A 22,894-nucleotide genomic window follows, 5' to 3' on the forward strand; every position below is an offset into this window, starting at 1 on the left:
AGAAGCAGCCATCATTTAAAGAAAGCGTAATAGCTCACTAGTCGAGTCGGCCTGCGCGGAAGATGTAACGGGGCTCAAACCAGGCACCGAAGCCGCGGATTCATACTTATGTATGAGTGGTAGGGGAGCGTTCTGTAAGTCTGCGAAGGTGTATCGAGAGGTATGCTGGAGATATCAGAAGTGCGAATGCTGACGTAAGTAACGATAAAGGGGGTGAAAAGCCTCCTCGCCGGAAGACCAAGGGTTCCTGTCCAACGTTAATCGGGGCAGGGTGAGTCGACCCCTAAGGTGAGGCCGAAAGGCGTAATCGATGGGAAGCAGGTTAATATTCCTGCACGACTTGTAATTGCGATGGGGGACGGAGAAGGCTAGGTGGGCCAGGCGACGGTTGTCCTGGTGAAAGTGCGTAGGTGGTGTTTCTAGGCAAATCCGGAGACACAACACTGAGACACGAGACGAACGCACTACGGTGCGGAAGCCATTGATGCCCTGCTTCCAGGAAAAGCCTCTAAGCTTCAGATTACAAGTCATCGTACCCCAAACCGACACAGGTGGTCGGGTAGAGAATACCAAGGCGCTTGAGAGAACTCGGGTGAAGGAACTAGGCAAAATAGAACCGTAACTTCGGGAGAAGGTTCGCTCTTGACAGTGAAGTCCCTTGCGGATGGAGCAGTCGGGAGTCGCAGTGACCAGATGGCTGGGACTGTTTATCAAAAACACAGCACTCTGCAAACACGAAAGTGGACGTATAGGGTGTGACACCTGCCCGGTGCCGGAAGGTTAATTGATGGGGTTAGCGCAAGCGAAGCTCTTGATCGAAGCCCCGGTAAACGGCGGCCGTAACTATAACGGTCCTAAGGTAGCGAAATTCCTTGTCGGGTAAGTTCCGACCTGCACGAATGGTGTAACCATGGCCATGCTGTCTCCACCCGAGACTCAGTGAAATCGAATTCGCCGTGAAGATGCGGTGTACCCGCGGCTAGACGGAAAGACCCCGTGAACCTTTACTACAGCTTGGCACTGAACATTGAACCTACATGTGTAGGATAGGTGGGAGGCTTTGAAGGCGTGACGCCAGTTGCGCTGGAGCCGTCCTTGAAATACCACCCTTGTATGTTTGATGTTCTAACGCAGGGCCCTGAATCGGGCTCGCGGACAGTGCCTGGTGGGTAGTTTGACTGGGGCGGTCTCCTCCCAAAGAGTAACGGAGGAGCACGAAGGTTGGCTAATCCTGGTCGGACATCAGGAGGTTAGTGCAATGGCATAAGCCAGCTTAACTGCGAGACGGACAGGTCGAGCAGGTACGAAAGTAGGTCATAGTGATCCGGTGGTTCTGAATGGAAGGGCCATCGCTCAACGGATAAAAGGTACTCCGGGGATAACAGGCTGATACCGCCCAAGAGTTCATATCGACGGCGGTGTTTGGCACCTCGATGTCGGCTCATCACATCCTGGGGCTGAAGTCGGTCCCAAGGGTATGGCTGTTCGCCATTTAAAGTGGTACGCGAGCTGGGTTCAGAACGTCGTGAGACAGTTCGGTCCCTATCTGCCGTGGGCGTTGGATGATTGAAGGGAGTTGCTCCTAGTACGAGAGGACCGGAGTGAACGAACCTCTGGTGTTCGGGTTGTCACGCCAGTGGCACTGCCCGGTAGCTAAGTTCGGAATCGATAACCGCTGAAAGCATCTAAGCGGGAAGCGAGCCCTGAGATGAGTCATCCCTGACCCCTTGAGGGTCCTAAAGGGCCGTTGGAGACCACAACGTTGATAGGTGGGGTGTGTAAGCGCGGCGACGTGTTGAGCTAACCCATACTAATTACCCGTGAGGCTTAACCATACAACACCCAAGAAGTGTTCTGGGCCTTGTAGCAAATACCAAGCGAACTACTAACTAATTCAGTGATAGCGACAAGCCACGAGCAACATCGTTATTCACGTCAGCTTTCTCAGATTGAAGAATTTGCCTGGCGGCCATAGCGCCGTGGAACCACCTGATCCCATGCCGAACTCAGAAGTGAAACGCGGTAGCGCCGATGGTAGTGTGGCATTCGCCATGCGAGAGTAGGACACTGCCAGGCACCCAATCCAAGAAACCCCGCTCGATGAGCGGGGTTTTTTATTGGCTGCAATTCAGCAAATTGCTTAATTTTTAGCCTTCCATCTTCCCGTAATTCAATGAAATCTCCCATAAAGTGTCAAAAGAACCTCCATTCTCTGTTCGATATTTGCCCATTGGTTCAATGCGTTGGATATAAAAAACACAGAATGTGATGCCTCTACCTTTCTTGTGATGCCTGCTCTGGTTTAATTCTTCAGTCCACATTGATGGACCAAGGAATCACAATAATTTAAGGAATAGACCCATGTTCAAAAGAACAGTAACGATGATGCTGGCGGCGGGAACCCTGGTATTAGGCGGTTGCGCATCCAATGGTGGTGCAGAGCAGGCAGCGGCAGACAACAGCGACTTCGGTGGCAAGTCCATCTACCTGCGCGGGGAGATGAACGACTGGATGGCGACTGATGAAAGCAAGGTAGTCAAGGTGGCCGACAAGCTCTATATGGCCAAAGGCACCCTCAAGAAAGAGTGGGCCCCTTACAAGTTCAAGTTTGCAGATTCAGGCTGGAGCTGCGGTACCAACTTTGGCTACAAGAGCCCGAGTGACGGCGTTGCCGTATTGGGTGGTGAGGCGGTGCCGGTCAACCCCTGCTCCAAGTATGAGGACATGAAGTTCTCACCGGATGCCGATGGCGTCTACGAGTTCTATCTGAATATGGCGGGTGAAACGCCGTCCGTTTACGTCAAGAAGCCCTGATCTATCTCTGAGTGTTAAATCTCTCAGCAAATTAATCAGTTAAGTGCCCCGGCCCAGAAATCTGCTGGCCGGGGCATTTTTTTAGGTTAGAATCAGCGCCCTCATGGCTTCAGGTGTACTATATATTGTGCTTATTTTTATAGTTGGCACTATTGGTTGTGTTCTCTGCTGTTGTCATGATGTTGATGCATTCACATAAGGTTGATTGAAAATGGCTAAATCGAACCCGGTGCTGGAGAGTGAGCTTGGCTCCCGCCTTATTCCCATGCAGGAAACGTCCCTCGAGATCTGGGATAGCAAGTATCGCCTCAAGAGCAAGGATGGCACTCCCATCGACAGCTCTATCGACGAGACTTACCAGCGGGTAGCTCGAGCCTTGGCCGAGCAGGAGCTGGAACCGGAGGCTTGGTATGAGCCTTTCCTGTGGGCGCTGCGCAATGGGGCCATTCCTGCTGGCCGCATCACCTCCAACGCAGGGGCTTTTGAGCACAAGCCTGCCACTTCAACCATCAACTGCACTGTTTCCGGCACCATCGAAGATTCGATGGACGATATCCTCGGTAAGGTGCACGAGGCCGGTCTGACCCTGAAAGCCGGGTGCGGTATCGGCTATGACTTCTCGACCCTGCGTCCGCGTGGGGCCTTTGTCTCCGGTGCCGGAGCCTACACCTCCGGCCCGCTCTCCTTCATGGATATTTATGACAAGATGTGTTTCACCGTCTCGTCAGCCGGTGGCCGTCGCGGCGCCCAGATGGGCACTATGGATATCCGCCATCCCGATGTGATCGAGTTTATTCAGGCCAAGCGTGAAGATGGCCGCCTGCGTCAGTTCAACCTATCCCTGTTGATCACCGAAGATTTCGTCAAGGCGGTGAAAGAGGATGCGCCCTGGTCGCTGATCTTCCCGTACACCGCCAAAGAGGTGGAGCAGGACGGCATTGCGCTGGATGATCCCGCTCAGGTGCTCTGGGCCGACTGGCCCAACAAGGAAGGAGTCGTATTCAACGAGTTGGGGCAGGTCGCCTGCAAGGTCTACAAGACCATGCCAGCCCGCAAGCTGTGGAATGTCATCATGACCTCCACCTATGACTATGCAGAGCCCGGCTTCATCCTGATCGACAAGGTCAATCAGATGAATAACAACTGGTTCTGTGAAGAGATCCGCGCGACCAATCCCTGTGGCGAGCAGCCGTTGCCACCCTACGGTGCCTGTCTGCTTGGCTCGGTCAACCTGACCAAGTTTGTGCGCGACCCGTTTACTGAAAACGCGGCGTTCGATTGGCAGGCGTTTCGCAAGGTCGTGGCCATCTTCACCCGTATGCTGGACAACGTGGTGGAGATCAACCAGCTTCCGCTGGCCAAGCAGCGCGAGGAGATCACAGCCAAGCGCCGTCACGGCATGGGTTTCCTGGGTCTTGGTTCGACCCTCACCATGCTGCAGATCAAGTACGGCTCCGCTGCATCCGTGGCCTTTACCGAGCAGGTATCCCAGGAGCTGGCGATGACCGGCTGGCAGGAGTCCCTGCGTCTGGCAAGGGAGAAGGGCCCGGCGCCCATCATGGAGCAGGAGTTCGAAGTGACCGGCAAGATGCTGCGTCTGCGCCCGGAAATGGCAGCTGATGGCATCAAGGTGGGTGACAAGTTGAAGGGCAAGGTGCTGCACGCGCGCTATAGCCGCTATATGCAACAGGTTGCCGAAGTGGATCCTGCGCTGGTCGCCGAACTGGCCGAAGTGGGCGGGCGTTTCACCCACCACAGCAGTATTGCGCCGACCGGCACCATCTCGCTGTCACTGGCCAACAACGCCAGCAACGGGATCGAACCGAGCTTTGCCCACCATTACAGCCGCAACGTCATCAAGCCGGGCAAGAAGAGCAAGGAGAGCGTGGATGTCTACTCCTTCGAGCTGCTGGCCTACCGCGAGCTGGTGAATCCGGCCGCCATGCCGTACAGCGAAGAGGAGGCGAGCCGTCTGCCGGACTATTTCATTACTGCCGATGACATCAGCCCGGCCCAGCATGTGGACATTCAGGCTGCGGCCCAGCGCTGGATTGACTCCTCCATCTCCAAGACCGCCAACGTGCCGACCGATTTCCCGTTCGAGCAGTTCAAGGACATCTACATGTATGCCTCGGACTCTGGTCTCAAGGGCTGCACCACCTTCCGTTTCAACCCGGAGGCCTTCCAGGGCGTGCTGGTGAAGGAGAAAGATCTGGAGAACACCCTCTATGAGTTCACTCTGGAGGATGGCTCCGTCATCTCCGTCAAGGGGAACGAAGAGATTGAATACGATGGCGAGCTGCACACTGCCGCCAACCTCTACGACGCCTTGAAAGAAGGCTATTACGGTAAATTCTGAGAACGACATTATGGTCAAGAAGATCGACAAGAAAATCGTCGCCTACAAGGTGCGTACCAAGGATGAGCCGCAAGAAGATCTCTCTGCGCAGGATGACGTGGTGCACATGCACGAAACCGTGCTGCGCCCGGAGCGACTGATGGGCACCACCTACAAGCTGAAGACGCCGGAGCATGTCTCCGAGCACTCGCTGTTCATCACCATCAACGACATCATTCTCAACGAGGGCACGGTGCACGAGACTCGCCGTCCGTTCGAGATCTTCATCAACTCCAAGAGTCTGGAGCACTACCAGTGGATAGTGGCGCTGACCCGCATCATCTCGGCGGTGTTCCGCAAAGGGGGGGATGTGACTTTCCTGGTGGAGGAGCTGCGCTCGGTGTTTGATCCCAAGGGCGGCTACTGGAACAAGGGCAAGTATGTGCCGTCGCTGATCGCTGAAATTGGCAACGTGATCGAGAGCCATCTCACCGAGATCGGTATGCTCAAGGCAACCGGGCTGGACGAGCATCAGCAGGCGTTTCTGGCAGAGAAGCAGGCCGAGCTGAAGGCGGCTCAGGACGCCGAAGAGCAACAGGCGAACAGTGGTTTTCCGGCCAATGCCGCGCTCTGCTACAAGTGCCATACCAAGGCGCTGGTGCTGAAGGATGGCTGCATGACCTGCCTCAACTGCGGCGACTCCAAGTGCGGTTAACTGGCATTCCTGAGTAGTTGAACGATAGAAAAAAGACCGGCCACAGCGCCGGTCTTTTCATTGCTGTTTTTATGCGCAATCAAATCAGGTGGCCCAGTGATTTGTTGCGTGATAGTAAAATCGGGCGTAGCGTTGAGGGTAATAAAACTGTCACGGCCGTGTGGTTTCAATGACATCTGAGATTCACACACGTGGCCCTTCAGTGCCAAGGAGGATGCTTATGGACAATACGGACCGAAAGCTGTTTATCCTGGATACCAACGTTCTGCTTCACGAACCCCTCGCTATCTACTCCTTCAAAGAGCACGACGTGCTCATCCCCATGACGGTGCTGGAAGAGCTCGATAACATCAAGGATCGCAACAAGGATGTCAGCCGCGACGCGCGGGTGGCCATCCGTGCGCTGGAAGATGTGTTCCGCGATGCAACCCCGGATCAGATCACCCAAGGCGTTCCGCTGGCTGGCGAAGCGAGCGGCAATATCTGCATCTTCAGCGATCACCATCTGCCGCAGGATGCCGAGGTCTTTACCGACAAGGAGGCCGACAACCGCATCATCAACGCGGCCCTCTATCTGCAAAAGCACGAGTTGAAGCGTCAGGTGGTGCTGGTCACCAAAGACATCAACATGCGCCTCAAAGCCAAGGGGGCCGGGCTTGCTCACGTTGAAGATTACCGTAGTGACCAGCTGATCGACGATATTCGCCTGCTGGCCAAAGGCTTTCAGGTGGTGCCCGGCAGCTTCTGGGAGCGGGTTGGCGAGTGCGAGAGCGAGACCCATGGCCGCGACACCATCCATGTGATCGATGCCAATCTGCTGGAAGGGGTTCACGTAAACCAGTATCTGGTGGATGAAGAGAATTTCTTCGCCGCCCGGGTGCTCAGCCACGATGGCAGCAAGATCCGCATCAAGGATCTGGGCCGCGAGCGGCTGATGTCCCGCAAGGCGTGGGGTGTCCATCCCAAGAACGTCTATCAGGGGATGGCGCTCGATGCCCTGCTCGATCCGCACATCGATCTGGTGATCCTGACGGGCCCAGCCGGTTGCGGCAAGACCCTGCTGGCAATGGCAGCGGCGCTGGAGCTGGTGATTGAGAAGGGCATTTACGAGAAGGTGATCGTCACCCGGAATACCCCGGAAATTGCCGAGAGCATCGGCTTCCTGCCTGGCACCGAAGAGGAGAAGATGATGCCCTGGCTGGCGGCGGTGACCGACACTCTGGAGGTGTTGCACAAGCAGGACGAGAATATGAGCGGCTCGCTCAGCTACATCATGGAGAAGGCCAACATCCAGTTCAAATCGGTTAACTTCATGCGCGGGCGCAGCATCCAGAACACCTTCGTGCTGCTGGATGAGTGCCAGAACCTGACCGCCTCCCAGATCAAGACCATCATCACCCGCTGCGGCGAGGGCACCAAGATCGTCTGCTCCGGTAACCTGGCCCAGATCGACTCCAACTACCTGAGCCCGGTGACTTCGGGTCTTACCTACATCGTCGAGCGTTTCAAGGATTTTGACGGCAGTGCCAACATCTTCCTCAACGGCGTGGTACGCAGCCGACTGGCATCGTTCGCCGAGGAAAATCTCTGATCCCAGCCGATAAGAGCATGCAAAAAGGGGAAGCCAAGCGGCTTCCCCTTTTCTGATCCCCTTGCCTTCATTATCCCTGCGTGCGGCCAAGGTAGCGCAGCAGTCCGGGATGAGCGCTGTGTTGCAGGATATCTGGCTTTCCTTGCAGCGCGATGCGCCCCTCATCGATAAACAGTACCTGCTCGGCAATCAGCTGGGCATCTTCCGGGTTATGGGAAACCATCAGCACGGTAATGCCCTGTTCGCAGGCGAGGCGGGCAACTTCTGCCAGCATCTCTCGGCGTAGGGCGGGATCGAGGGCCGAGAAGGGTTCATCCAGCAGCAGCAACGGCTTGCCTCGCACCAGTGCCCGGGCTAGACCAACCCGCTGCTGCTGGCCGCCGGAGAGTTGCTCCGGCAGGCGGTTTAACATCTCGCCAAGGCCAACCCGCTCGGCTGCATCGATCACCTGTGCCCGCTGGGCGGCACTCAGGCGCAGCCCCGGGTGCAAGCCGATGGCGATATTGTCGAACACCGACAGGTGCAGGAACAGGTTGTGATCCTGAAACAGGGTGGTGACCGGTCGCTCGGCGGGGCCCAGCGGCAGCAGATCTTTGCCATCGAAACTGAGGCTGCCCGATTCCACCGGCACGAAGCCAGCGATCATCCCGAGCAGGGTCGATTTGCCCGCGCCGCTCGGGCCAATCAGTGCGGTGATCTCTCCCTTGGGCAGGGTCGCGCTGAAGCTGACGCGCCAGTCGGGGTAGCTGGTCACCAGCGTATCAATGTTCAGCATGTTTTCCTCCAAGACCCCGCTCCACCAGCCAGAATAGGGAGAAACAGAGTGTGAGCAGCAGCAGGGCGGTGGCGGCCGCGTCGGTCAGCCGGTAGCTGCCGAGCTGTTGGTAGAGCAGCCAGGGCAGGGTGGTGAGCTCCTGACTGCCAAACATGGCGATGGCACCGAGATCCCCCAGCGAGAGGATCATCGACAGCGCCATCGCCAGTGCCAGCGGACGACGCAGCAGCGGCCACTCCACCAGCCGCAGGCGATGCAGGCCGCGTACCCCCAGACTGTCAGCCAGCCGATCGTACTGGCGTACCACCAACTGCATGGGGGCTGAGAGGGTGCGCATCACATAGGGCAGCGCCATCAGGGCGTTGACCAGTACTACCAGCCATGGGCCGAGTGCAAATACATCTGCAAAGGGCATAAACAGGATAAAGAGTCCGGTGGAGAGCACCACCGCCGGGATCATCAGGATCATCGAACCGCTGGCCTCCCACAGGGCCGCAGCGCGCCGCTGGCGGGTGCGCACCTTGAGGTGACGGCTGGTGAGCAACAGGCCACTGCCAAGCAGGGTTGCAAGGGTGCCCGCCGCCAGCGCAATCAGCAGCGACTGGCCGCTCGCCTGCCACAGCTTGCTGGAGGTGAGCGCCGTCAGCAGGCCCGGGTGGAGACCGGCGACGACGATGGCCAGCAGCGGTGGCAAAAAGATGGCGAGGCCGATACAGAGCGATAAGAGATCCACCACGGCCGTGCCCGGTTGATGGCGATCCGGGCGCAGACAGGGACGACGGGGAGTCACCCGACTGGCCGGGGTACTCTGCAGCTTGTGCTGCAGGAGCAGCAGGGTGGCGGTCAGGATCAGCTGCACCAGCGCCAATCCGCCAGCGGTGGCGAGATCGAAGTCAAAGCGCAGTGCCTGATAGACTGCCACCTCGAGGGTGGTCGATTTGGGGCCGCCGCCCAGCGCCAGCACGGTAGTGAAGCTGGTGAAGCAGAGCATAAAGATGAGGCTGGCCAGCCCCGGCAATATACCGCGAATGAGCGGCCACTCCAGCAGCCGGAAGATATGGGATGAGCGCATGCCGAGCTGGCTGGCGAGGCGCCAGCTCGATTCGGGGATGCTCTCGATGCTCTGCAGGATGAGACGCGCCGCCAGCGGCATGTTGAAGAAGACATGGGCCAGCAGAATGCCGAACAGGCCGTAGAGATAGTTGCCGGGATCCAGTCCCAAGCTGCGCAGCAGTTGCGGCAGCCACCCCTGTTTGCCATGAACCGCCACGATGCCGAAGATGGCGATGATGACCGGCAGTACCAGCGAGAGACCGAATAGCTTTATAAGCAGGGTTCGGCCAAGGAAGCGGCGCCGTGCCAGCGCACGGGCCACCGGAATGGCGAGCCCCAGGCTCAGCAGGGTGGAGAGCAGCGCCTGCCAGAGGCTGAAGCCCAGCACATGGCGCAGATAGGGGTCTGCCAGCAAAGTGCGCGGCGCCAGTGAACCGGCCTGCCACAGCAGGGCCGCCAGCGGCCCGAGGGACAACAGCAGGATCAGCAGGGTGGCTGCACTGCCCGGCAGCCACCAGAGGGGGCGATCCTGTCGCTTCAGCGCGAGCTGGCTCACTGGGCGACGGCTTGCAGCCACTCGCGGATCCATCCTTTGCGATGGGCGGCCACCTCATCGGCGCTGAAGGCGAGCGGCTTGGCTACAGTGATCATCTGCTCGAAGCCCTTGGGCAGCGGCGTGTCGATGACCGGATACATCCAGTTGCCGGTCGGGATCTCGTTCTGGAAGGCGGGGCTCACCATAAATTGCAGGAACTGGTCAGCCAGCTTCTCCTGTTTGGCGCTTTTCAGCTTGGCGGCCATTTCCACCTGACGGTAGTGGCCCTCCTCAAACGCCGCTGCCTGATACTGGGGCTTGTTCTCGGCAATCAGGTGATAGGCGGGAGAGGTGGTGTAGGAGAGCACCATGTCCGCCTCGCCATCAAGGAACATGCCATAGGCCTCTGACCACCCCTTGGTGACGGTGACCGTCTTTTTGGCAAGCTCGGCCCAGGCGGCGGGCGCCTTGTCGCCATAAACGGACTTCATCCACAACATCAGCCCCTGCCCCGGGGTGGAGGTGCGGGGATCCTGATAGATCACCTTGAGATCCGACCGCTCTACCAGCTCTTTCAGGCTCTTGGGTGGCTGCTTGAGTTTGTCCTTGTCATAGACAAAGGCGAAGTAGCCATAGTCGTAGGGGACGAAGGTGTCATCGTGCCAGCCACCCGGCACCTTGATGCCGTCGAGCTTGGCGGGATGGGGGGCGAACAGGCCGCTCTGCTTGGCTTCATTGATGAGGGCATCGTCGAGCCCCAGCACCAGATCGGCCTTGCTGTGGTTGCCCTCCAGCCGCAGCCGGTTGAGGATGGCGACCCCATCTTCGAGGGGAACCAGATTGAGGGTGCAGTCGCACGCTTTCTCGAAGGCCTGTTTGATCTTGGGCCCCGGACCCCACTCGGCAGTGAAAGAGCTGTAGGTATAGACGGTGAGGGTGTCGGCGGCGAACACATTGGCCGACAGCAGGCCGGTGGTGACCAGCAGCAGGGTCTTCATGGGTGGCACTCCCTATTACTTGTTAATAACGAGGTGCCAGCGGGTGAGGGCGCAAAAAATGAGCGCCATGCCTCAAATTCCTCCGCCAGCATTATCTGGATCAGGTACACGGGTATAATCTCAGCGGTAAACCGCACCCCGTTTGAGAAACGAACCGCATTGTATTAACGTTCTTTTGGGTAGACCAGCACAATTGTGCAATACCCATGAGATGACGCCCACCCAACAGAGGATGTTCGCGTGCTTACCAATACCAAGGAAAGGCGTGCCTTTGCGCGCATGGTCATCAATGCTCCGGTCACCGTCTATCAGCAGCAGCTGGTGCTGGAGGGGATCTGCCGGGATCTCAGTGCCAACGGCATGGGGATTGCGGTCTCTGAACACCAGCTCGACATCAATCAGCCCATCCGGATCAGTCTTGCCACCAACAACAACCTGTTGCCTCCCTTTGAAGCCCATGCCCGCATTATCCGGGTGCTGGAGGAGGAGGACGGGTTGCTGCTGGCGGTAGAGTTTCTGCCTCAGGGTTAATCCTCTCTCCCCATCGGTAGAGGGAGGGGATTACCCTTTTTCCTGAACCGGCTGCACACTCAACTGCTTGCTATCGACCAGCGTTTTGCTGGTCGATGCTATTTGGCCCACAGGCAAGGTGGCGGGGCCAGTGGGTTCAAGCAGCAGGTAGTTCTGCCCCTGCCAGTTGAGGGTCACATCCCCCGGCTTGGCTGGCAGGTCAACAGCCAGCAGGGCATGGCCGGGGATGAACACCATAGCCTGTTTCAGCTCGGGAAAGAGCTGGGCCAGCATGGCGGCCATCAGGGTTACCTTGCTGTCGCAGTCGCCCCGGTTCTGCTCCAATACCTGACGGGGCGAGAGAAATCCCTTGCCCTGCCTTCCATTCAGGCTGTCGAGCTGCTGGTAGGGGATGCTCTGGATAAAGGTGAGCATATGGGCCACGGTCTTCTGGCGAGCTTCCGTTTCGGTGCTGCCCTGCTGCTTGAGTTGATCCGCCAGCGGAGCCAGCCCGCTGCGGCTCTCCAGCGCGATGCGCACATGATCCTGTTTCACCGCCAGCTGCCCGTCCGGGGTGTTGAAGTACTGGAAGTAGTGTTTGGTCAGCCACGCCTGCTCCTCTTTGCTCCGTTGTGACTGCAGAAAGGCCATCGCCTCACGCGCCTTGTCCTGATTGCGGCTTTTCAGATGCAGCTCCAGCGAGGGGCGAGCGAGGGTGAACTGCACCTCGGGGTAGTTCTGGCGCACCTCCCGCAGCAACACCTGCAACACCTCCTCCTGCATTCTGGCCGGGCGATAGGCGATAAGCGGCGGCAACTTGCCCTGTTCGAGCTGGTAGGTGAGCTGCTGGGGTTTGCCTTCGCTATCTTGCCAGCCGACGCTGATCTGGCCGAGGCTGTTGTTGAAGCTGGTTTGGCTGGCCCCCGCAGGCAGGGCAAGCAGCAGGGCACAGAGCAGAGGAATTGCCGTCGGTCTCTTCATCATCCTTTCCTGTGGCACGGGCCAGTTCCGGTGGCCCAAAGTGGGAAGCGTAGCGGACAGAAAACAGGGAGCCGAAGCTCCCTGTTGATTCTACTCGTTTTTTTGCAACTGGCGTGTTAAATCCAGCTCGGCTGCTTCGCCTCAAAGGCGCTGATGGCGGCTTCGTGTTGCAGGGTCAGGCCGATGGCATCCAGCCCGTTGAGCAGGCAGTAGCGGCGGAACTCGTCTATCTCGAAACCGAAGCTGAGCTCACTGGCACGCACCTGATTGGCTTCCAGATCCACTTCAATCTGGATGCCAGGCTTGGCGGCCACCAGCTGGAACAGGGTATCGACCTCCTCCTCCTTCAGGCGTACCGGCACCATGCCGTTGTTGATGGCGTTGCCGTAGAAGATGTCGGCAAAGCTCGGGGCAATGATGGTCTTGAAGCCGTAGTCGGCCAGCGCCCAGGGGGCGTGCTCGCGACTCGAGCCACAACCGAAGTTCTCGCGGGCCAGCAGGATGCTGGCACCGGCAAACTGCGGCTGGTTGAGCACGAACTTGGGGTTGGGCTGCTGACCAGCATCGTCGAGGAAGCGCCAGTCGTGGAACAGGTGCTTGCCAAAACCGATGCGGTTTACTTTTTGCAAAAACTGTTTGGGAATGATGGCGTCGGTGTCGACGTTGGCGCTGTCGAGGGGGACGACGATCCCTTTATGTTGCTTGAAGCCTGTCATCGTAATGTCCTCTTACAGTGCGCGAATGTCGGCGAAACGGCCGGTGACGGCGGCGGCGGCGGCCATGGCCGGGCTCACCAGATGGGTGCGGCCGGCGCGGCCCTGACGCCCTTCAAAGTTGCGGTTACTGGTGGAGGCGCAGCGCTCCCCCGGTTGCAGCCTGTCGTTGTTCATGGCGAGACACATGGAGCAGCCGGGCAGGCGCCACTCAAAACCGGCCTCAATGAAGATCTTGTCCAGACCCTCCGCTTCGGCCTGCGCCTTCACCTGCTCGGAGCCCGGTACCACCAGCGCCTGCACGCCAGCAGCCACCTTGCGACCGCGGGCGATGGCGGCGGCAGCGCGCAGATCCTCGATGCGGCTGTTGGTGCAGGAACCGATGAATACCTTGTCGATGGTGACGTCGGAGAGCTTCTGGCCCGGTTGCAAGTCCATGTAGGCAAGTGCCTTGCGGGCGGACTGCTGCTCCATCAGATCGCTGAAGGATTCCGGTGCAGGAATGGGTTCATTGACGGCAATCACCTGCCCCGGGTTGGTGCCCCAGGTGACCTGAGGGGCGATATCGGCGGCGTCGAGCACTACCTCGGCATCGAAGTGGGCACCTTCGTCGCTCTTGAGGCTCTGCCAGTAGGCGATAGCCTGCTCCAGTACTTCGCCCTTGGGGGCGAACTCCTTGCCACGGATGTAGTCGATGGTGGTCTGGTCGGGGGCAATCATCCCCGCCTTGGCGCCGAGCTCGATGGCCATGTTGCACACCGTCATCCGCCCTTCCATGGAGAGGCTCGCAATGGCATCGCCAGCGAATTCCACCACGTAGCCGGTACCACCGGCATGGCCGACCCGGCCTATGATGGCCAACACCACGTCTTTGGCGCTGATCCCCTCGGCCAGTTTGCCGTTGACCGAAATCCGCATGGTCTTGGCGCGGCCCTGTTTCAGGGTCTGGGTGGCCATCACATGCTCCACCTCGGAGGTGCCGATACCGAACGCCAGCGAGCCGAAGGCGCCGTGAGTGGCGGTGTGGGAGTCGCCGCAGACGATGGTGGTGCCGGGCAGGGTGATGCCGAGCTCGGGGCCCATCACATGGACGATCCCCTGATATTTGTGGTTGAGATCGTAGAGGCGAACCCCGAACTCCTTGCAGTTGTCGGCCAGCGTCTCCATCTGGATGCGTGCCATCTCGCCGGAGGCGGCTATGTCCTTGGTGGTGGTGGAGACGTTGTGATCCATGGTGGCCCAGGTCAGATCCGGGCGGCGCAGCTGGCGGTTCATGGCGCGCAGGCCGTCGAATGCCTGCGGGCTGGTCACTTCATGCACCAGATGGCGGTCGATGTAGATGAGGGGCGTTTCCCCTTCCACTTCCCGTACCACGTGGGCGTCGAATACTTTCTGATAGAGGGTCTTGGCCATTGCTTCTCTCTTCCTTGTTATCTGTTATGCGGCTCAGATCCGGGCGGCGATCTGGCTACCCATCTCGGACGTGCTCTGCACCGGATGGCGGGCGCTGGCCTGATGCAGGTCGGCGGTGAAGTAACCCTCGGCCAGGGTCTGGGCCACGGCCTGCTCGATGGCCTGGGCGGCAGCTTCCTGGCCCAGGCTGTAACGCAGCATCAGGGCGGCGGAGAGGATCTGGGCGATGGGGTTGGCGATCCCTTTGCCTGCGATGTCGGGGGCCGAGCCACCGGCCGGTTCGAACAGGCCGAAACCCGATTCGTTGAGGCTGGCGGAGGGGAGCAGCCCCATGGAGCCGGTGATCATGGCGCACTCGTCCGAGAGGATGTCACCGAACAGGTTGGAGCAGAGCAGCACGTCGAACTGGGACGGATCCTTGATGAGCTGCATGGTCGCGTTATCGATGTACATATGGTTGAGGGTTACGTCCGGATAGGATTTGGCGACTTGCGTCACCACCTCGCGCCACAGAATGGAGGAGGCGAGCACATTGGCCTTGTCGATGGAGGTGACCTTGCCACGGCGCACACGAGCCGATTCGAAGGCAATCTTGGCGATGCGCTCAATCTCGAAGCGATGGTACACCTCGGTGTCGAACGCCTTCTCGTTCGCCCCTTCTCCCTCGCGCCCCTTGGGCTGGCCGAAGTAGATGCCACCGGTCAGCTCGCGCACGCAGGCGATGTCAAAACCGCGATCCGATATGTCGGCACGCAGCGGAGAGAACTGCTCGAGACCGGTGTAGATGCGGGCCGGACGCAGGTTGCAGAACAGCTTGAAGTGGGCACGCAGGGGCAGCAGGGCGCCACGCTCCGGTTGATCGTTGGGTGGCAGATGTTCCCATTTCGGGCCGCCGACCGAGCCGAACAGCACGGCGTCGGCCGCTTCACAGCCAGCGATGGTGCTCTGCGGCAGCGGGGTGCCGTGGTTGTCGATGGCGATGCCGCCCACGTCGTGGCGATCATACTCGAAGGCAAAGCCGAACTTGGCCTGCACCTTTTCCAGCACCTTGACGGCCTCGGCCATCACTTCCGGGCCAATGCCGTCACCCGGCAATACTGCGATCCGATAACTGCTCATACACTCTCCATCCTGATATTGTCTTTGAGATCCCTCTGTCCGGTTTCCCCGACGCTGCGCGCGGTTACCGGTTCAGACGTTCCCCGTCCCGATGTTGTCATTCCATGCCGTCTGTGTGGCTGCGAGTCCTGCTCAGACGGTTTCCGATTTGATGCTGTTATTGCGTTCCATCTGCTCGGCCACCTGATCGGCGCGCCAGATGCTGTTGATCACATGCAGCAGGGCATGGGCCGAGGATTCGATGATGTCGGTGGCCAGCCCCATGCCGTGGAATTTGCGCCCCTTGTACTCGGCGACGATATCGACCTGACCGAGGGCATCTTCCCCTTCGCCTTTGCTCTTGAGGGCATATTTGTCGATGCGGATCTCATAGCCGGTGATGCGGTTGATGCACTGGTAGACCGCATCCACCGGGCCGTTGCCGGTAGCCGCTTCGCAGACCAGATCCTGTCCCACCTTCAATTTGACCGAGGCGGTGGCCAGTACCGAGCTGCCGCTCTGCACCCCGAGGTACTCCAGTTTGAAGTGCTCCGGCTCCTCGTGGATCTGGCTGAAGAAGGCCAGCGCTTCGAGGTCGTAGTCGAACACCTGTCCCTTCTTGTCGGCCAGGGTCAGGAACTTGCCGTAGAGGTGATCGAGGTCGTAGCTGCTCTCGGCGTAGCCCATGGACTCCATCCGGTGCTTGATAACGTGGCGGCCGGAGCGGGAGGTCATGTTGAGGTTGTTCTGGGTCAGGCCGATGCTCTCGGGAGTGATGATTTCGTAAGTGTTTTTCGCCTTGAGCACCCCATCCTGATGGATGCCGGAGCTGTGGGAGAAGGCGTTGGCTCCGACGATTGCCTTGTTCGGTTGCACCGGCATGTTGCAGAGCTGACTGACCAGCGTGCTGGTGCGATGAATTTCGTTGTGGCGGATATTGGTTTGCACCCCGAGCAGATCGGCGCGGGTTTTCAGGATCATCGCCACCTCTTCCAGCGAGCAGTTGCCCGCCCGTTCGCCGATGCCGTTGATGGTGCACTCGATCTGGCGGGCCCCCATCTGCACTGCGCCGATGGAGTTGGCCACCGAGAGCCCCAGATCGTCGTGGCAGTGGACCGAGATGATGGCCTTGTCGATGTTGGGAACCCGGTTGAACAGGGTGTGGATGATGCCGGAGAACTCGGTCGGTACCGTGTAGCCCACGGTATCGGGGATATTGATGGTGCGGGCGCCAGCCTTGATGGCGGCCTCGACCATGCGGCAGAGATTATCGATCGGCGTGCGGCCCGCATCCTCGCAGGAGAACTCCACATCATCGGTGTAGCGCAGGGCGTGCTTGATGGCGCCGACCCCCATCTCCAGCACATCCTCGAAGCTCTTTTTCAGCTTGCTCTCCACATGGATGGAGGAGGTGGAGATAAAGGTGTGGATGCGAAACGCATCGGCGACCCGCAAGGCTTCGCCGGCGGCGTCGATATCTTTTGGCAGGGCGCGGGCGAGGGCGCAGACCCGGCTGTTTTTGATGTGGCGGGCGATGGTCTGCACTGATTGAAAATCGCCGGGAGAGGAGACCGGGAAGCCCACCTCCATGACGTCGACACCGAGCCGCTCCAGTGCCTGGGCGATCTGCAGCTTCTCCTTGACTGTCAAACTGGCCGCCAGGGCCTGCTCACCATCACGCAAGGTGGTGTCGAATATGATGACCCGATCTGACATGTGACTTCCCTCTTCCTAAGTTCGGTAACGTGCATCCTGCGGCGGCATAAAAAAACCCGTGCAGGGTGCACGGGTTTTTGTAAATTCCGGCTATGCCTTAGCCCGGCTACAAGGATCCCGCGCGAGTTAACGCGATTAGGGAGATTAGTAGTAGCGGGGTGGCGATATGCATGACGTTGTTATTCCTTCCAGTCGATAACGCTTTTACCAATATCGAGATTTTTATGCTGTGTCAACACGGAAGGTCAGGGGCAATCTGCTGACGTATTTAATCGGATTGTAAAGGATTGCAAATTTCCTTGTCCCATATTCGGCCCATGACCGATTATCTGGTCATTCCTGCTGTGCTCTATTCTCTGCACAACCAGATCGACTTATCAGCATTGGCTGAATTATCTGAGGTGTTAAATGGAAAAACGTAGACCTGGTCGTCCGGTCGGACGTTCTGACATTCGTGACAAGTTGCTTGCTGCCGCCCGTGAGCGTTTTCTCAATACTCCCTATAGCAAGGTGACTACACGCGAAATTGCCGAGCTTGCTGGCTCCAATCTGGCAATGATCCACTACTACTTCGGCAGTAAAGAGGGTCTTTACAAAGCGGTGCTGGGCGATGTCGCCGAGCCCCTCGACCATGCCTGGCAAGATGAACACAGCAATCACAGCCTCAACGAGCTGCTCAACACCTACTATCAGGTGATGGCGCCCAACAGCGAGCTGACCTCTGCCATCTCCAGCGCATTGTCGACCGAGAAGAGCCCGGGCCGGGATTTTGTGCTGAACCGTCTGCTGGAACGTCAGCTGCCGCAGTTCGATGCCCTGCTGGAAACCATGAAGTCCAACGGTGAGCTGGGTGACAACCTGGATCCCGAGATGCTGAAGATCTCCTTCCTCAGCATGATGTGGCAGCCGTTCGTGATGAAAGACCTCTACGAGCAGGTGTTTGGCCTGAAAGTGGACGAGCACTTCATGGCCCGTCTGGCGGATCACAACTGCCGTCTGATGGAGACCGGCCTGCGCGGCAGCCACTGATTTTGCCGCAACATCGAGATTAAAAAGGGCCATTCGGCCCTTTTTTCATAAATCTGTTATCCCTCGTTCAACGTAACGTCATCCCGCTTTCCTACTCTGCAAGCAGCATTCAGGGAAGGAGGGGCTATGAACAAGATCCAGCAATGGGACCTGCAGGTGTGCCGGGTCTGCCTGCTGCACGGCTACAACCGGCAGCAGGCGAGGGTGAGTCGTCTTGTTTCCCGCACCGGTGATGGCCCGCTGTACGCCGTGCTGGCCGCCCTGCTCTGGTGGCAGGGAGAGGCAGAGCGGGAACTGGTGCGACTGGCGCTGCTCGCCTTTGCCATCGAGCTGCCCCTCTATCTGCTGCTGAAAAACAGCCTGAAACGGCAACGGCCTATCGGCTTGCCGGTCTTTATCACTCCTTCCGATCGCTACAGCCTCCCCTCCGGCCACACCGCCGCCGCCTTCTTGATGGCCACCATACTGGCGACCGGCTTTCCGCTCTGGGCGCCCCTGCTGTTCGGCTGGGCGGCGCTGGTGGGCGCATCCCGGCTACTGCTCGGGGTGCACTACCTGAGTGATCTGGTGGCCGGTGCCCTGCTGGGTGGCGGTTGCGCCATGCTGGCGCTCAGCTGGAGCCACTCATGAGGATACTGTTTGGCGTGCAAGGCACCGGCAACGGTCATATCAGTCGCAGTCGCACCCTGGCTCGGGCGCTGCGCACAGCCGGGGTCGAGGTGGATTATCTCTTTAGCGGCCGCCCTGCCGAGTGCTACTTCGATATGGAGGAGTTTGGCGCCTACCGCGCCTTTGCCGGCCTCACCTTTGTCAGTCACGAGGGGCGGGTCTCGCCGTGGCGCACCCTGCAGGCCGCCTCGCCGCTCACCTTCTGGCGGGATCTGCGGTCTCTCGACTGCCGCGAATACGATCTGGTGGTGAGCGACTTTGAGCCGCTCACCGCCCACGCCGCCCGCCGCTATGGCAAGCCGAGCCTCACCATCAGTCATCAGGCCAGTTTCAACTGGCCCATCCCGCGCTGGGGGGAGGACGGGGTCAGCCGTCAGCTGATGCGCCACTTTGCCCCTGTAGAGCAGCCGCTCGGGCTGCACTGGTTTCACTTTGGTCACCCCTTGTTGCCGCCGGTGATTGACCCCATCGCCGCTGCGCCGGATAACGGCGAGATCCTGGTCTATCTGCCGTTCGAGCAGACCGAAGCGATCGCCGCCCTGTTGTCGCGCTTTGGTCAGCAGCGCTTCGTCTGCTTTCACCCCGCCATTCGCACCCCGAGCCAATGGCGCAACCTGCGCTTCGAGCCGCCGTCGCGGCACGGGTTTGTCGCTGTGCTGGCCGGTTGTCGCGGCGTCATCTCCAACGCGGGTTTCGAGCTGGCCTCCGAGGCGCTCACCCTCGGCAAGAAGCTGCTGGTCAAACCCCTCGGCGGCCAGTTCGAGCAGCTGACCAATGGCAAGACGCTCGAGATGATGGGGCTGGCGACCCTGATGGATGTGCTCGATGCCAATCTGGTGCGTACCTGGCTCGACAGCGCCTCGCCCGGGGCGGTCTGCTACCCCGATGTAGCGGGGGATCTGGCCCGCTGGCTGGCGGCGGGAGCCGACGAGAGCGTGGCCTCTCTGTCACGGAGGCTCTGGGCCCGCACCCTGTTCCCGGAGGAGGTGAGTGATCGCCTGAGCGAGCTGGATGGGGGGGACTGTTTATCCAGCTGCTGGTTATCGCAAGTGAGCGTTGTTGACTAGACTGAAAGGCGATCCCACCAAGGAGAGGACGGAGCAAATGCGCTTTACCAATGAGAATGGCGAAACCATGACGCTGGCGGACAATCTGACCCTGCACGAGTTGCTCGATATGGGTGTCAGCATATCTGTCAGTGAAGAGACCGATCCGGATCAGCAGATCTGGCTGGCTGAGCCGGATCAGGACAACTGAGTCATCATCCGGCATCAAGCCCACCGCTGAGCGGTGGGCTTTTTTGTGGCTGTTTTTCCCCTCAGCGGAATGATCCGCTGGCCATTCCCCGACCTCCTTCCCGTTTGTCTCATGGTCGCTGCGGCAACTCATTGAATGTTAATAGCCGGTTGAAATGTATGACTGTTCTGGTCAGATAAAGCCGTGGACAAGCGTTATGAAGCGGGTTAAGTTGGTTTTTCACCCTATTTTCGGGTGAATGACGGAAAAATCCTTTTTTTCTACTGTCGACGGGGCTGAATTGGGCCGATCTGCATTCAGATAACAACAAGAAACGGATCGGGCCGTGCCGGGAAGCACGGCATCGTCGGCGGGATTCGCTAAACGGAGCAAAGCCTGGAGGGCTTTATCATGGAGATGTTATCAGGCGCCCAGATGGTGGTTAGAGCGCTGGAAGATCAGGGAGTTGAGCACGTCTTCGGCTACCCTGGTGGCTCAGTGCTCGACATCTATGACGCTCTCTTCGAAAACGGCAAGATGGAGCATGTCTTGGTGCGGCACGAGCAAGCCGCGGTTCACATGGCTGACGGCTACGCCCGTTCCACCGGCAAGGTGGGGACTGTGCTGGTAACGTCTGGCCCGGGAGCGACCAACTGCATTACCGGTATTGCCACCGCCTATATGGATTCCATTCCGCTGGTGATCCTCTCCGGCCAGGTGCCGACCAGCATGATCGGTGAGGATGCGTTCCAGGAGACCGACATGATCGGTATCTCCCGCCCGGTGGTGAAGCACAGCTTCCTGTGCAAGAAGGCGAGCGATATTCCCGAGGCCATCAAGAAGGCCTACTACATTGCCGCCAGCGGCCGCCCGGGGCCGGTGGTGGTGGATCTGCCCAAAGATGTGCAGAACCCGAAAGAAAAATTCCCCTACCAGTATCCCGAGTCGGTCTCCCTGCGCTCCTACAACCCGACCAAGTCCGGCCACAAGGGCCAGATCAAGCGGGCCGCCAAGCTGCTGGTGGATGCCCAGCGCCCGGTGATGTACGTGGGCGGCGGAGCCATCAACGCCAATGCGGACCATCTGGTGACCAAGCTGGCAGAGCTGCTGAACCTGCCGGTGACCACCACCCTGATGGGGTTGGGGGCCTTTTCCGGCATCCATCCACAATTTATCGGCATGCTGGGGATGCACGGCACCTTCGAAGCCAACAAGACCATGCACAACGCGGATCTCATCTTCGCCGTGGGTGCCCGCTTCGATGACCGCGTAACCAACAACGTGGCCAAGTTCTGCCCCAACGCCACCATAGTCCACATCGACATCGACCCCACCTCCATCTCCAAGACGGTGCAGGCCCATGTGCCCATCGTCGGCTCGGTGGAAACCGTGCTGGAGCAGATGCTGGAGGTGATCCGCGAATGCGGTTTCGATAACGACAAGGAGGCGCTGACAGAGTGGTGGAGCCAGATCAACCAGTGGCGCTCCCGTCACTGTCTGGCCTACGAAAAGTCGGCTACCCAGATCAAGCCGCAGCAGGTGATCGAGACCCTCTACAAGGTGACTCAGGGTCAGGCGTTCGTTGCCTCCGACGTGGGCCAGCACCAGATGTTTGCTGCCCTTTACTACCCGTTTGCCAAACCGCGCCAGTGGATCAACTCAGGTGGCCTCGGCACCATGGGCTTCGGTATTCCGGCCGCCATGGGGGCCCAGTTTGCTAACCCGGACTCGGTGGTCTGCTGCGTCACTGGCGATGGCTCGGTGCAGATGAACATTCAGGAGCTCTCCACCTGCTTGCAGTACGGGGTGCCCATTAAAATCATCTCCATCAACAACCGTGCGCTGGGCATGGTCAAGCAGTGGCAAAAGATGTTCTACGGCGGCCGTCACAGCCACTCCTACATGGAGTCCCTGCCGGACTTCGTCAAACTGGCGGAAGCCTACGGTCATGTCGGCATCGCGGTGAGCGATCCGGCCGAGCTGGAGAGTGCCATGGAGAAGGCTTTCGCCATGAAGGATCGGCTGGTGTTCATGGATATCTCGGTCGACCCGGATGAGCACGTCTATCCGATGCAGATCAAGTTTGGTGCCATGGACGAGATGTGGCTGAGCAAGACGGAGAGAACCTGACGATGGAACATATTATTTCGGTCGTACTGGTGAATCACGCCGCCGATGAGATGTGGCTGAGCAAGGCGGGGGAAATCTGATGAGACATATAATTTCCGTTCTGCTGGAGAACGAATCCGGCGCCCTGAGCCGCGTGGTGGGCCTCTTCTCCCAGCGTGGCTACAACATCGAGACCCTGACGGTGGCGCCGACCGAGGATCCCACCCTGTCGCGCATGACCATAGTCACCATGGGGGATGAGCGGGTGCTGGAGCAGATCCAGAAGCAGCTGCACAAGCTGGTGGATGTGCTCAAGGTGTGCGACTTGAGTGAAGGGGAGCATATCGAGCGGGAAATCGCGCTGGTCAAGGCGCGCGCCGCCGGTGGTGCCCGTGACGAGCTGAAACGGCTGGCGGATATATTCCGTGGCCAGATTGTCGACGTCACCCCCGAGCAGTACACGGTGCAGTTGGTGGGTACCAGCGAGAAGCTGGATGCCTTTATCAAGACTGCCGCCCAGACCAACGAGATCATCGAAGTGGTGCGCTCCGGCGTCTGCGGTATCTCGCGTGCTGACAAGGCGCTGCGGCCCTGATGGCTG

At 59.1% G+C, this 22,894-nt stretch carries 19 protein-coding genes, 2 rRNA genes and 1 riboswitch (1 of these 22 only partly in view); of the genes, 13 read left to right on the forward strand and 8 right to left on the reverse strand.

Translation table 11 applies throughout. The features are described 5' to 3' along the window. From I6G90_RS19320 to I6G90_RS19345, 6 genes are all read left to right on the forward strand, one after another. Positions 1-1,835: ribosomal RNA gene (locus tag I6G90_RS19320) — 23S ribosomal RNA — on the forward strand (it extends 1,054 nt beyond the left edge of the window). Positions 1,836-1,961: 126 nt separating this feature from the next. Further along, positions 1,962-2,076, forward strand: a 5S ribosomal RNA gene (gene rrf, locus I6G90_RS19325). A gap of 285 nt (positions 2,077-2,361) precedes the next feature. Then, positions 2,362-2,814: a pullulanase gene (locus I6G90_RS19330; RefSeq protein ID WP_115521700.1), complete on the forward strand. Its 453-nt coding sequence runs from the start codon at positions 2,362-2,364 to the stop codon at positions 2,812-2,814. Positions 2,815-3,025: 211 nt separating this feature from the next. After that, on the forward strand, positions 3,026-5,173 hold the full coding sequence (locus I6G90_RS19335) for an adenosylcobalamin-dependent ribonucleoside-diphosphate reductase (RefSeq protein WP_197928789.1): 2,148 nt from the start codon (positions 3,026-3,028) through the stop codon (positions 5,171-5,173). Between the two features lie 10 nt (positions 5,174-5,183). Then, the gene (locus I6G90_RS19340) at positions 5,184-5,867 is read left to right on the forward strand and encodes a TSCPD domain-containing protein (RefSeq protein ID WP_058053024.1); all 684 of its coding nucleotides are present in this window, start codon (positions 5,184-5,186) and stop codon (positions 5,865-5,867) included. A gap of 220 nt (positions 5,868-6,087) precedes the next feature. After that, the gene (locus I6G90_RS19345; RefSeq protein ID WP_005339173.1) at positions 6,088-7,458 is read left to right on the forward strand and encodes a PhoH family protein; all 1,371 of its coding nucleotides are present in this window, start codon (positions 6,088-6,090) and stop codon (positions 7,456-7,458) included. A gap of 70 nt (positions 7,459-7,528) precedes the next feature. Here I6G90_RS19345 and thiQ read toward each other — a convergent pair whose 3' ends face one another. Genes thiQ through thiB form a run of 3 tightly spaced genes read right to left on the reverse strand, consistent with a single transcriptional unit; the run spans position 7,529 to position 10,819 of the window. Continuing rightward, entirely contained in the window at positions 7,529-8,233 is a 705-nt protein-coding gene (thiQ, locus tag I6G90_RS19350) for a thiamine ABC transporter ATP-binding protein (protein ID WP_197928791.1), read from the reverse strand. Continuing rightward, positions 8,220-9,863, reverse strand: coding sequence for a thiamine/thiamine pyrophosphate ABC transporter permease (gene thiP / locus I6G90_RS19355; protein ID WP_408628290.1), 1,644 nt, complete (start codon positions 9,861-9,863; stop codon positions 8,220-8,222). The genes thiQ and thiP overlap by 14 nt, the downstream gene beginning before the upstream one ends. Further along, a complete protein-coding gene (gene thiB, locus I6G90_RS19360) occupies positions 9,839-10,819 on the reverse strand; it encodes a thiamine ABC transporter substrate binding subunit (RefSeq protein WP_197928793.1) in 981 nt (326 codons plus the stop codon). The genes thiP and thiB overlap by 25 nt, the downstream gene beginning before the upstream one ends. A 60-nt stretch (positions 10,820-10,879) precedes the next feature. Next, positions 10,880-10,970, reverse strand: a riboswitch (TPP riboswitch). A gap of 89 nt (positions 10,971-11,059) precedes the next feature. Here thiB and I6G90_RS19365 point away from each other — a divergent pair. Next, positions 11,060-11,350, forward strand: a complete 291-nt coding sequence (locus tag I6G90_RS19365) for a PilZ domain-containing protein (RefSeq protein WP_042059817.1) — start codon at positions 11,060-11,062, stop codon at positions 11,348-11,350. Positions 11,351-11,380: 30 nt separating this feature from the next. Here I6G90_RS19365 and I6G90_RS19370 read toward each other — a convergent pair whose 3' ends face one another. The 5 genes from I6G90_RS19370 to leuA form a co-directional block, all read right to left on the reverse strand. Continuing rightward, positions 11,381-12,310, reverse strand: coding sequence for a transglutaminase domain-containing protein (locus I6G90_RS19370; RefSeq protein ID WP_197928794.1), 930 nt, complete (start codon positions 12,308-12,310; stop codon positions 11,381-11,383). Between the two features lie 116 nt (positions 12,311-12,426). Then, complete coding sequence (gene leuD, locus I6G90_RS19375) at positions 12,427-13,026, reverse strand: 3-isopropylmalate dehydratase small subunit (protein ID WP_197928795.1); 600 nt, start codon at positions 13,024-13,026, stop codon at positions 12,427-12,429. Positions 13,027-13,038: 12 nt separating this feature from the next. Then, positions 13,039-14,436, reverse strand: coding sequence for a 3-isopropylmalate dehydratase large subunit (gene leuC / locus I6G90_RS19380; RefSeq protein ID WP_197928796.1), 1,398 nt, complete (start codon positions 14,434-14,436; stop codon positions 13,039-13,041). Positions 14,437-14,469: 33 nt separating this feature from the next. Next, complete coding sequence (gene leuB / locus I6G90_RS19385) at positions 14,470-15,555, reverse strand: 3-isopropylmalate dehydrogenase (RefSeq protein ID WP_197928797.1); 1,086 nt, start codon at positions 15,553-15,555, stop codon at positions 14,470-14,472. 132 nt (positions 15,556-15,687) lie between these two features. Next, positions 15,688-17,250, reverse strand: a complete 1,563-nt coding sequence (gene leuA / locus I6G90_RS19390; RefSeq protein WP_197928798.1) for a 2-isopropylmalate synthase — start codon at positions 17,248-17,250, stop codon at positions 15,688-15,690. 408 nt (positions 17,251-17,658) lie between these two features. Here leuA and I6G90_RS19395 point away from each other — a divergent pair, with 408 nt between their 5' ends. The 6 genes from I6G90_RS19395 (at position 17,659) to ilvN (ending at position 22,888) form a co-directional block, all read left to right on the forward strand. After that, positions 17,659-18,279 (forward strand): TetR/AcrR family transcriptional regulator, encoded by a 621-nt coding sequence (locus tag I6G90_RS19395; RefSeq protein ID WP_042059830.1) that lies wholly within the window; start codon positions 17,659-17,661, stop codon positions 18,277-18,279. Between the two features lie 126 nt (positions 18,280-18,405). Beyond that, positions 18,406-18,909, forward strand: a complete 504-nt coding sequence (locus I6G90_RS19400; RefSeq protein WP_197928799.1) for a phosphatase PAP2 family protein — start codon at positions 18,406-18,408, stop codon at positions 18,907-18,909. Then, positions 18,906-20,015, forward strand: coding sequence for an MJ1255/VC2487 family glycosyltransferase (locus I6G90_RS19405; protein WP_197928800.1), 1,110 nt, complete (start codon positions 18,906-18,908; stop codon positions 20,013-20,015). Before I6G90_RS19400 ends, I6G90_RS19405 begins: the two co-directional genes overlap by 4 nt. 37 nt (positions 20,016-20,052) lie before the next feature. After that, positions 20,053-20,205, forward strand: coding sequence for a hypothetical protein (locus I6G90_RS19410; RefSeq protein WP_098972262.1), 153 nt, complete (start codon positions 20,053-20,055; stop codon positions 20,203-20,205). Between the two features lie 390 nt (positions 20,206-20,595). Next, a complete protein-coding gene (locus I6G90_RS19415) occupies positions 20,596-22,314 on the forward strand; it encodes an acetolactate synthase 3 large subunit (RefSeq protein ID WP_197928801.1) in 1,719 nt (572 codons plus the stop codon). 79 nt (positions 22,315-22,393) lie between these two features. Further along, positions 22,394-22,888 (forward strand): acetolactate synthase small subunit, encoded by a 495-nt coding sequence (gene ilvN, locus I6G90_RS19420; RefSeq protein WP_005311605.1) that lies wholly within the window; start codon positions 22,394-22,396, stop codon positions 22,886-22,888. Positions 22,889-22,894: the final 6 nt, after the last annotated feature.

This window comes from Aeromonas allosaccharophila (assembly GCF_016026615.1).
Taxonomy (GTDB): domain Bacteria; phylum Pseudomonadota; class Gammaproteobacteria; order Enterobacterales; family Aeromonadaceae; genus Aeromonas; species Aeromonas allosaccharophila.

Coding starts and splice junctions, on each gene's coding strand:
- I6G90_RS19330 (WP_115521700.1), top strand. CDS start 2,362: ATGTTCAAAAGAACAGTAACGATGATGCTGGCGGCGGGAACCCTGGTA.
- I6G90_RS19335 (WP_197928789.1), top strand. CDS start 3,026: ATGGCTAAATCGAACCCGGTGCTGGAGAGTGAGCTTGGCTCCCGCCTT.
- I6G90_RS19340 (WP_058053024.1), top strand. CDS start 5,184: ATGGTCAAGAAGATCGACAAGAAAATCGTCGCCTACAAGGTGCGTACC.
- I6G90_RS19345 (WP_005339173.1), top strand. CDS start 6,088: ATGGACAATACGGACCGAAAGCTGTTTATCCTGGATACCAACGTTCTG.
- thiQ (WP_197928791.1), bottom strand. CDS start 8,233: ATGCTGAACATTGATACGCTGGTGACCAGCTACCCCGACTGGCGCGTC.
- thiB (WP_197928793.1), bottom strand. CDS start 10,819: ATGAAGACCCTGCTGCTGGTCACCACCGGCCTGCTGTCGGCCAATGTG.
- I6G90_RS19370 (WP_197928794.1), bottom strand. CDS start 12,310: ATGAAGAGACCGACGGCAATTCCTCTGCTCTGTGCCCTGCTGCTTGCC.
- leuD (WP_197928795.1), bottom strand. CDS start 13,026: ATGACAGGCTTCAAGCAACATAAAGGGATCGTCGTCCCCCTCGACAGC.
- leuC (WP_197928796.1), bottom strand. CDS start 14,436: ATGGCCAAGACCCTCTATCAGAAAGTATTCGACGCCCACGTGGTACGG.
- leuB (WP_197928797.1), bottom strand. CDS start 15,555: ATGAGCAGTTATCGGATCGCAGTATTGCCGGGTGACGGCATTGGCCCG.
- leuA (WP_197928798.1), bottom strand. CDS start 17,250: ATGTCAGATCGGGTCATCATATTCGACACCACCTTGCGTGATGGTGAG.
- I6G90_RS19395 (WP_042059830.1), top strand. CDS start 17,659: ATGGAAAAACGTAGACCTGGTCGTCCGGTCGGACGTTCTGACATTCGT.
- I6G90_RS19400 (WP_197928799.1), top strand. CDS start 18,406: ATGAACAAGATCCAGCAATGGGACCTGCAGGTGTGCCGGGTCTGCCTG.
- I6G90_RS19405 (WP_197928800.1), top strand. CDS start 18,906: ATGAGGATACTGTTTGGCGTGCAAGGCACCGGCAACGGTCATATCAGT.
- I6G90_RS19410 (WP_098972262.1), top strand. CDS start 20,053: ATGCGCTTTACCAATGAGAATGGCGAAACCATGACGCTGGCGGACAAT.
- I6G90_RS19415 (WP_197928801.1), top strand. CDS start 20,596: ATGGAGATGTTATCAGGCGCCCAGATGGTGGTTAGAGCGCTGGAAGAT.
- ilvN (WP_005311605.1), top strand. CDS start 22,394: ATGAGACATATAATTTCCGTTCTGCTGGAGAACGAATCCGGCGCCCTG.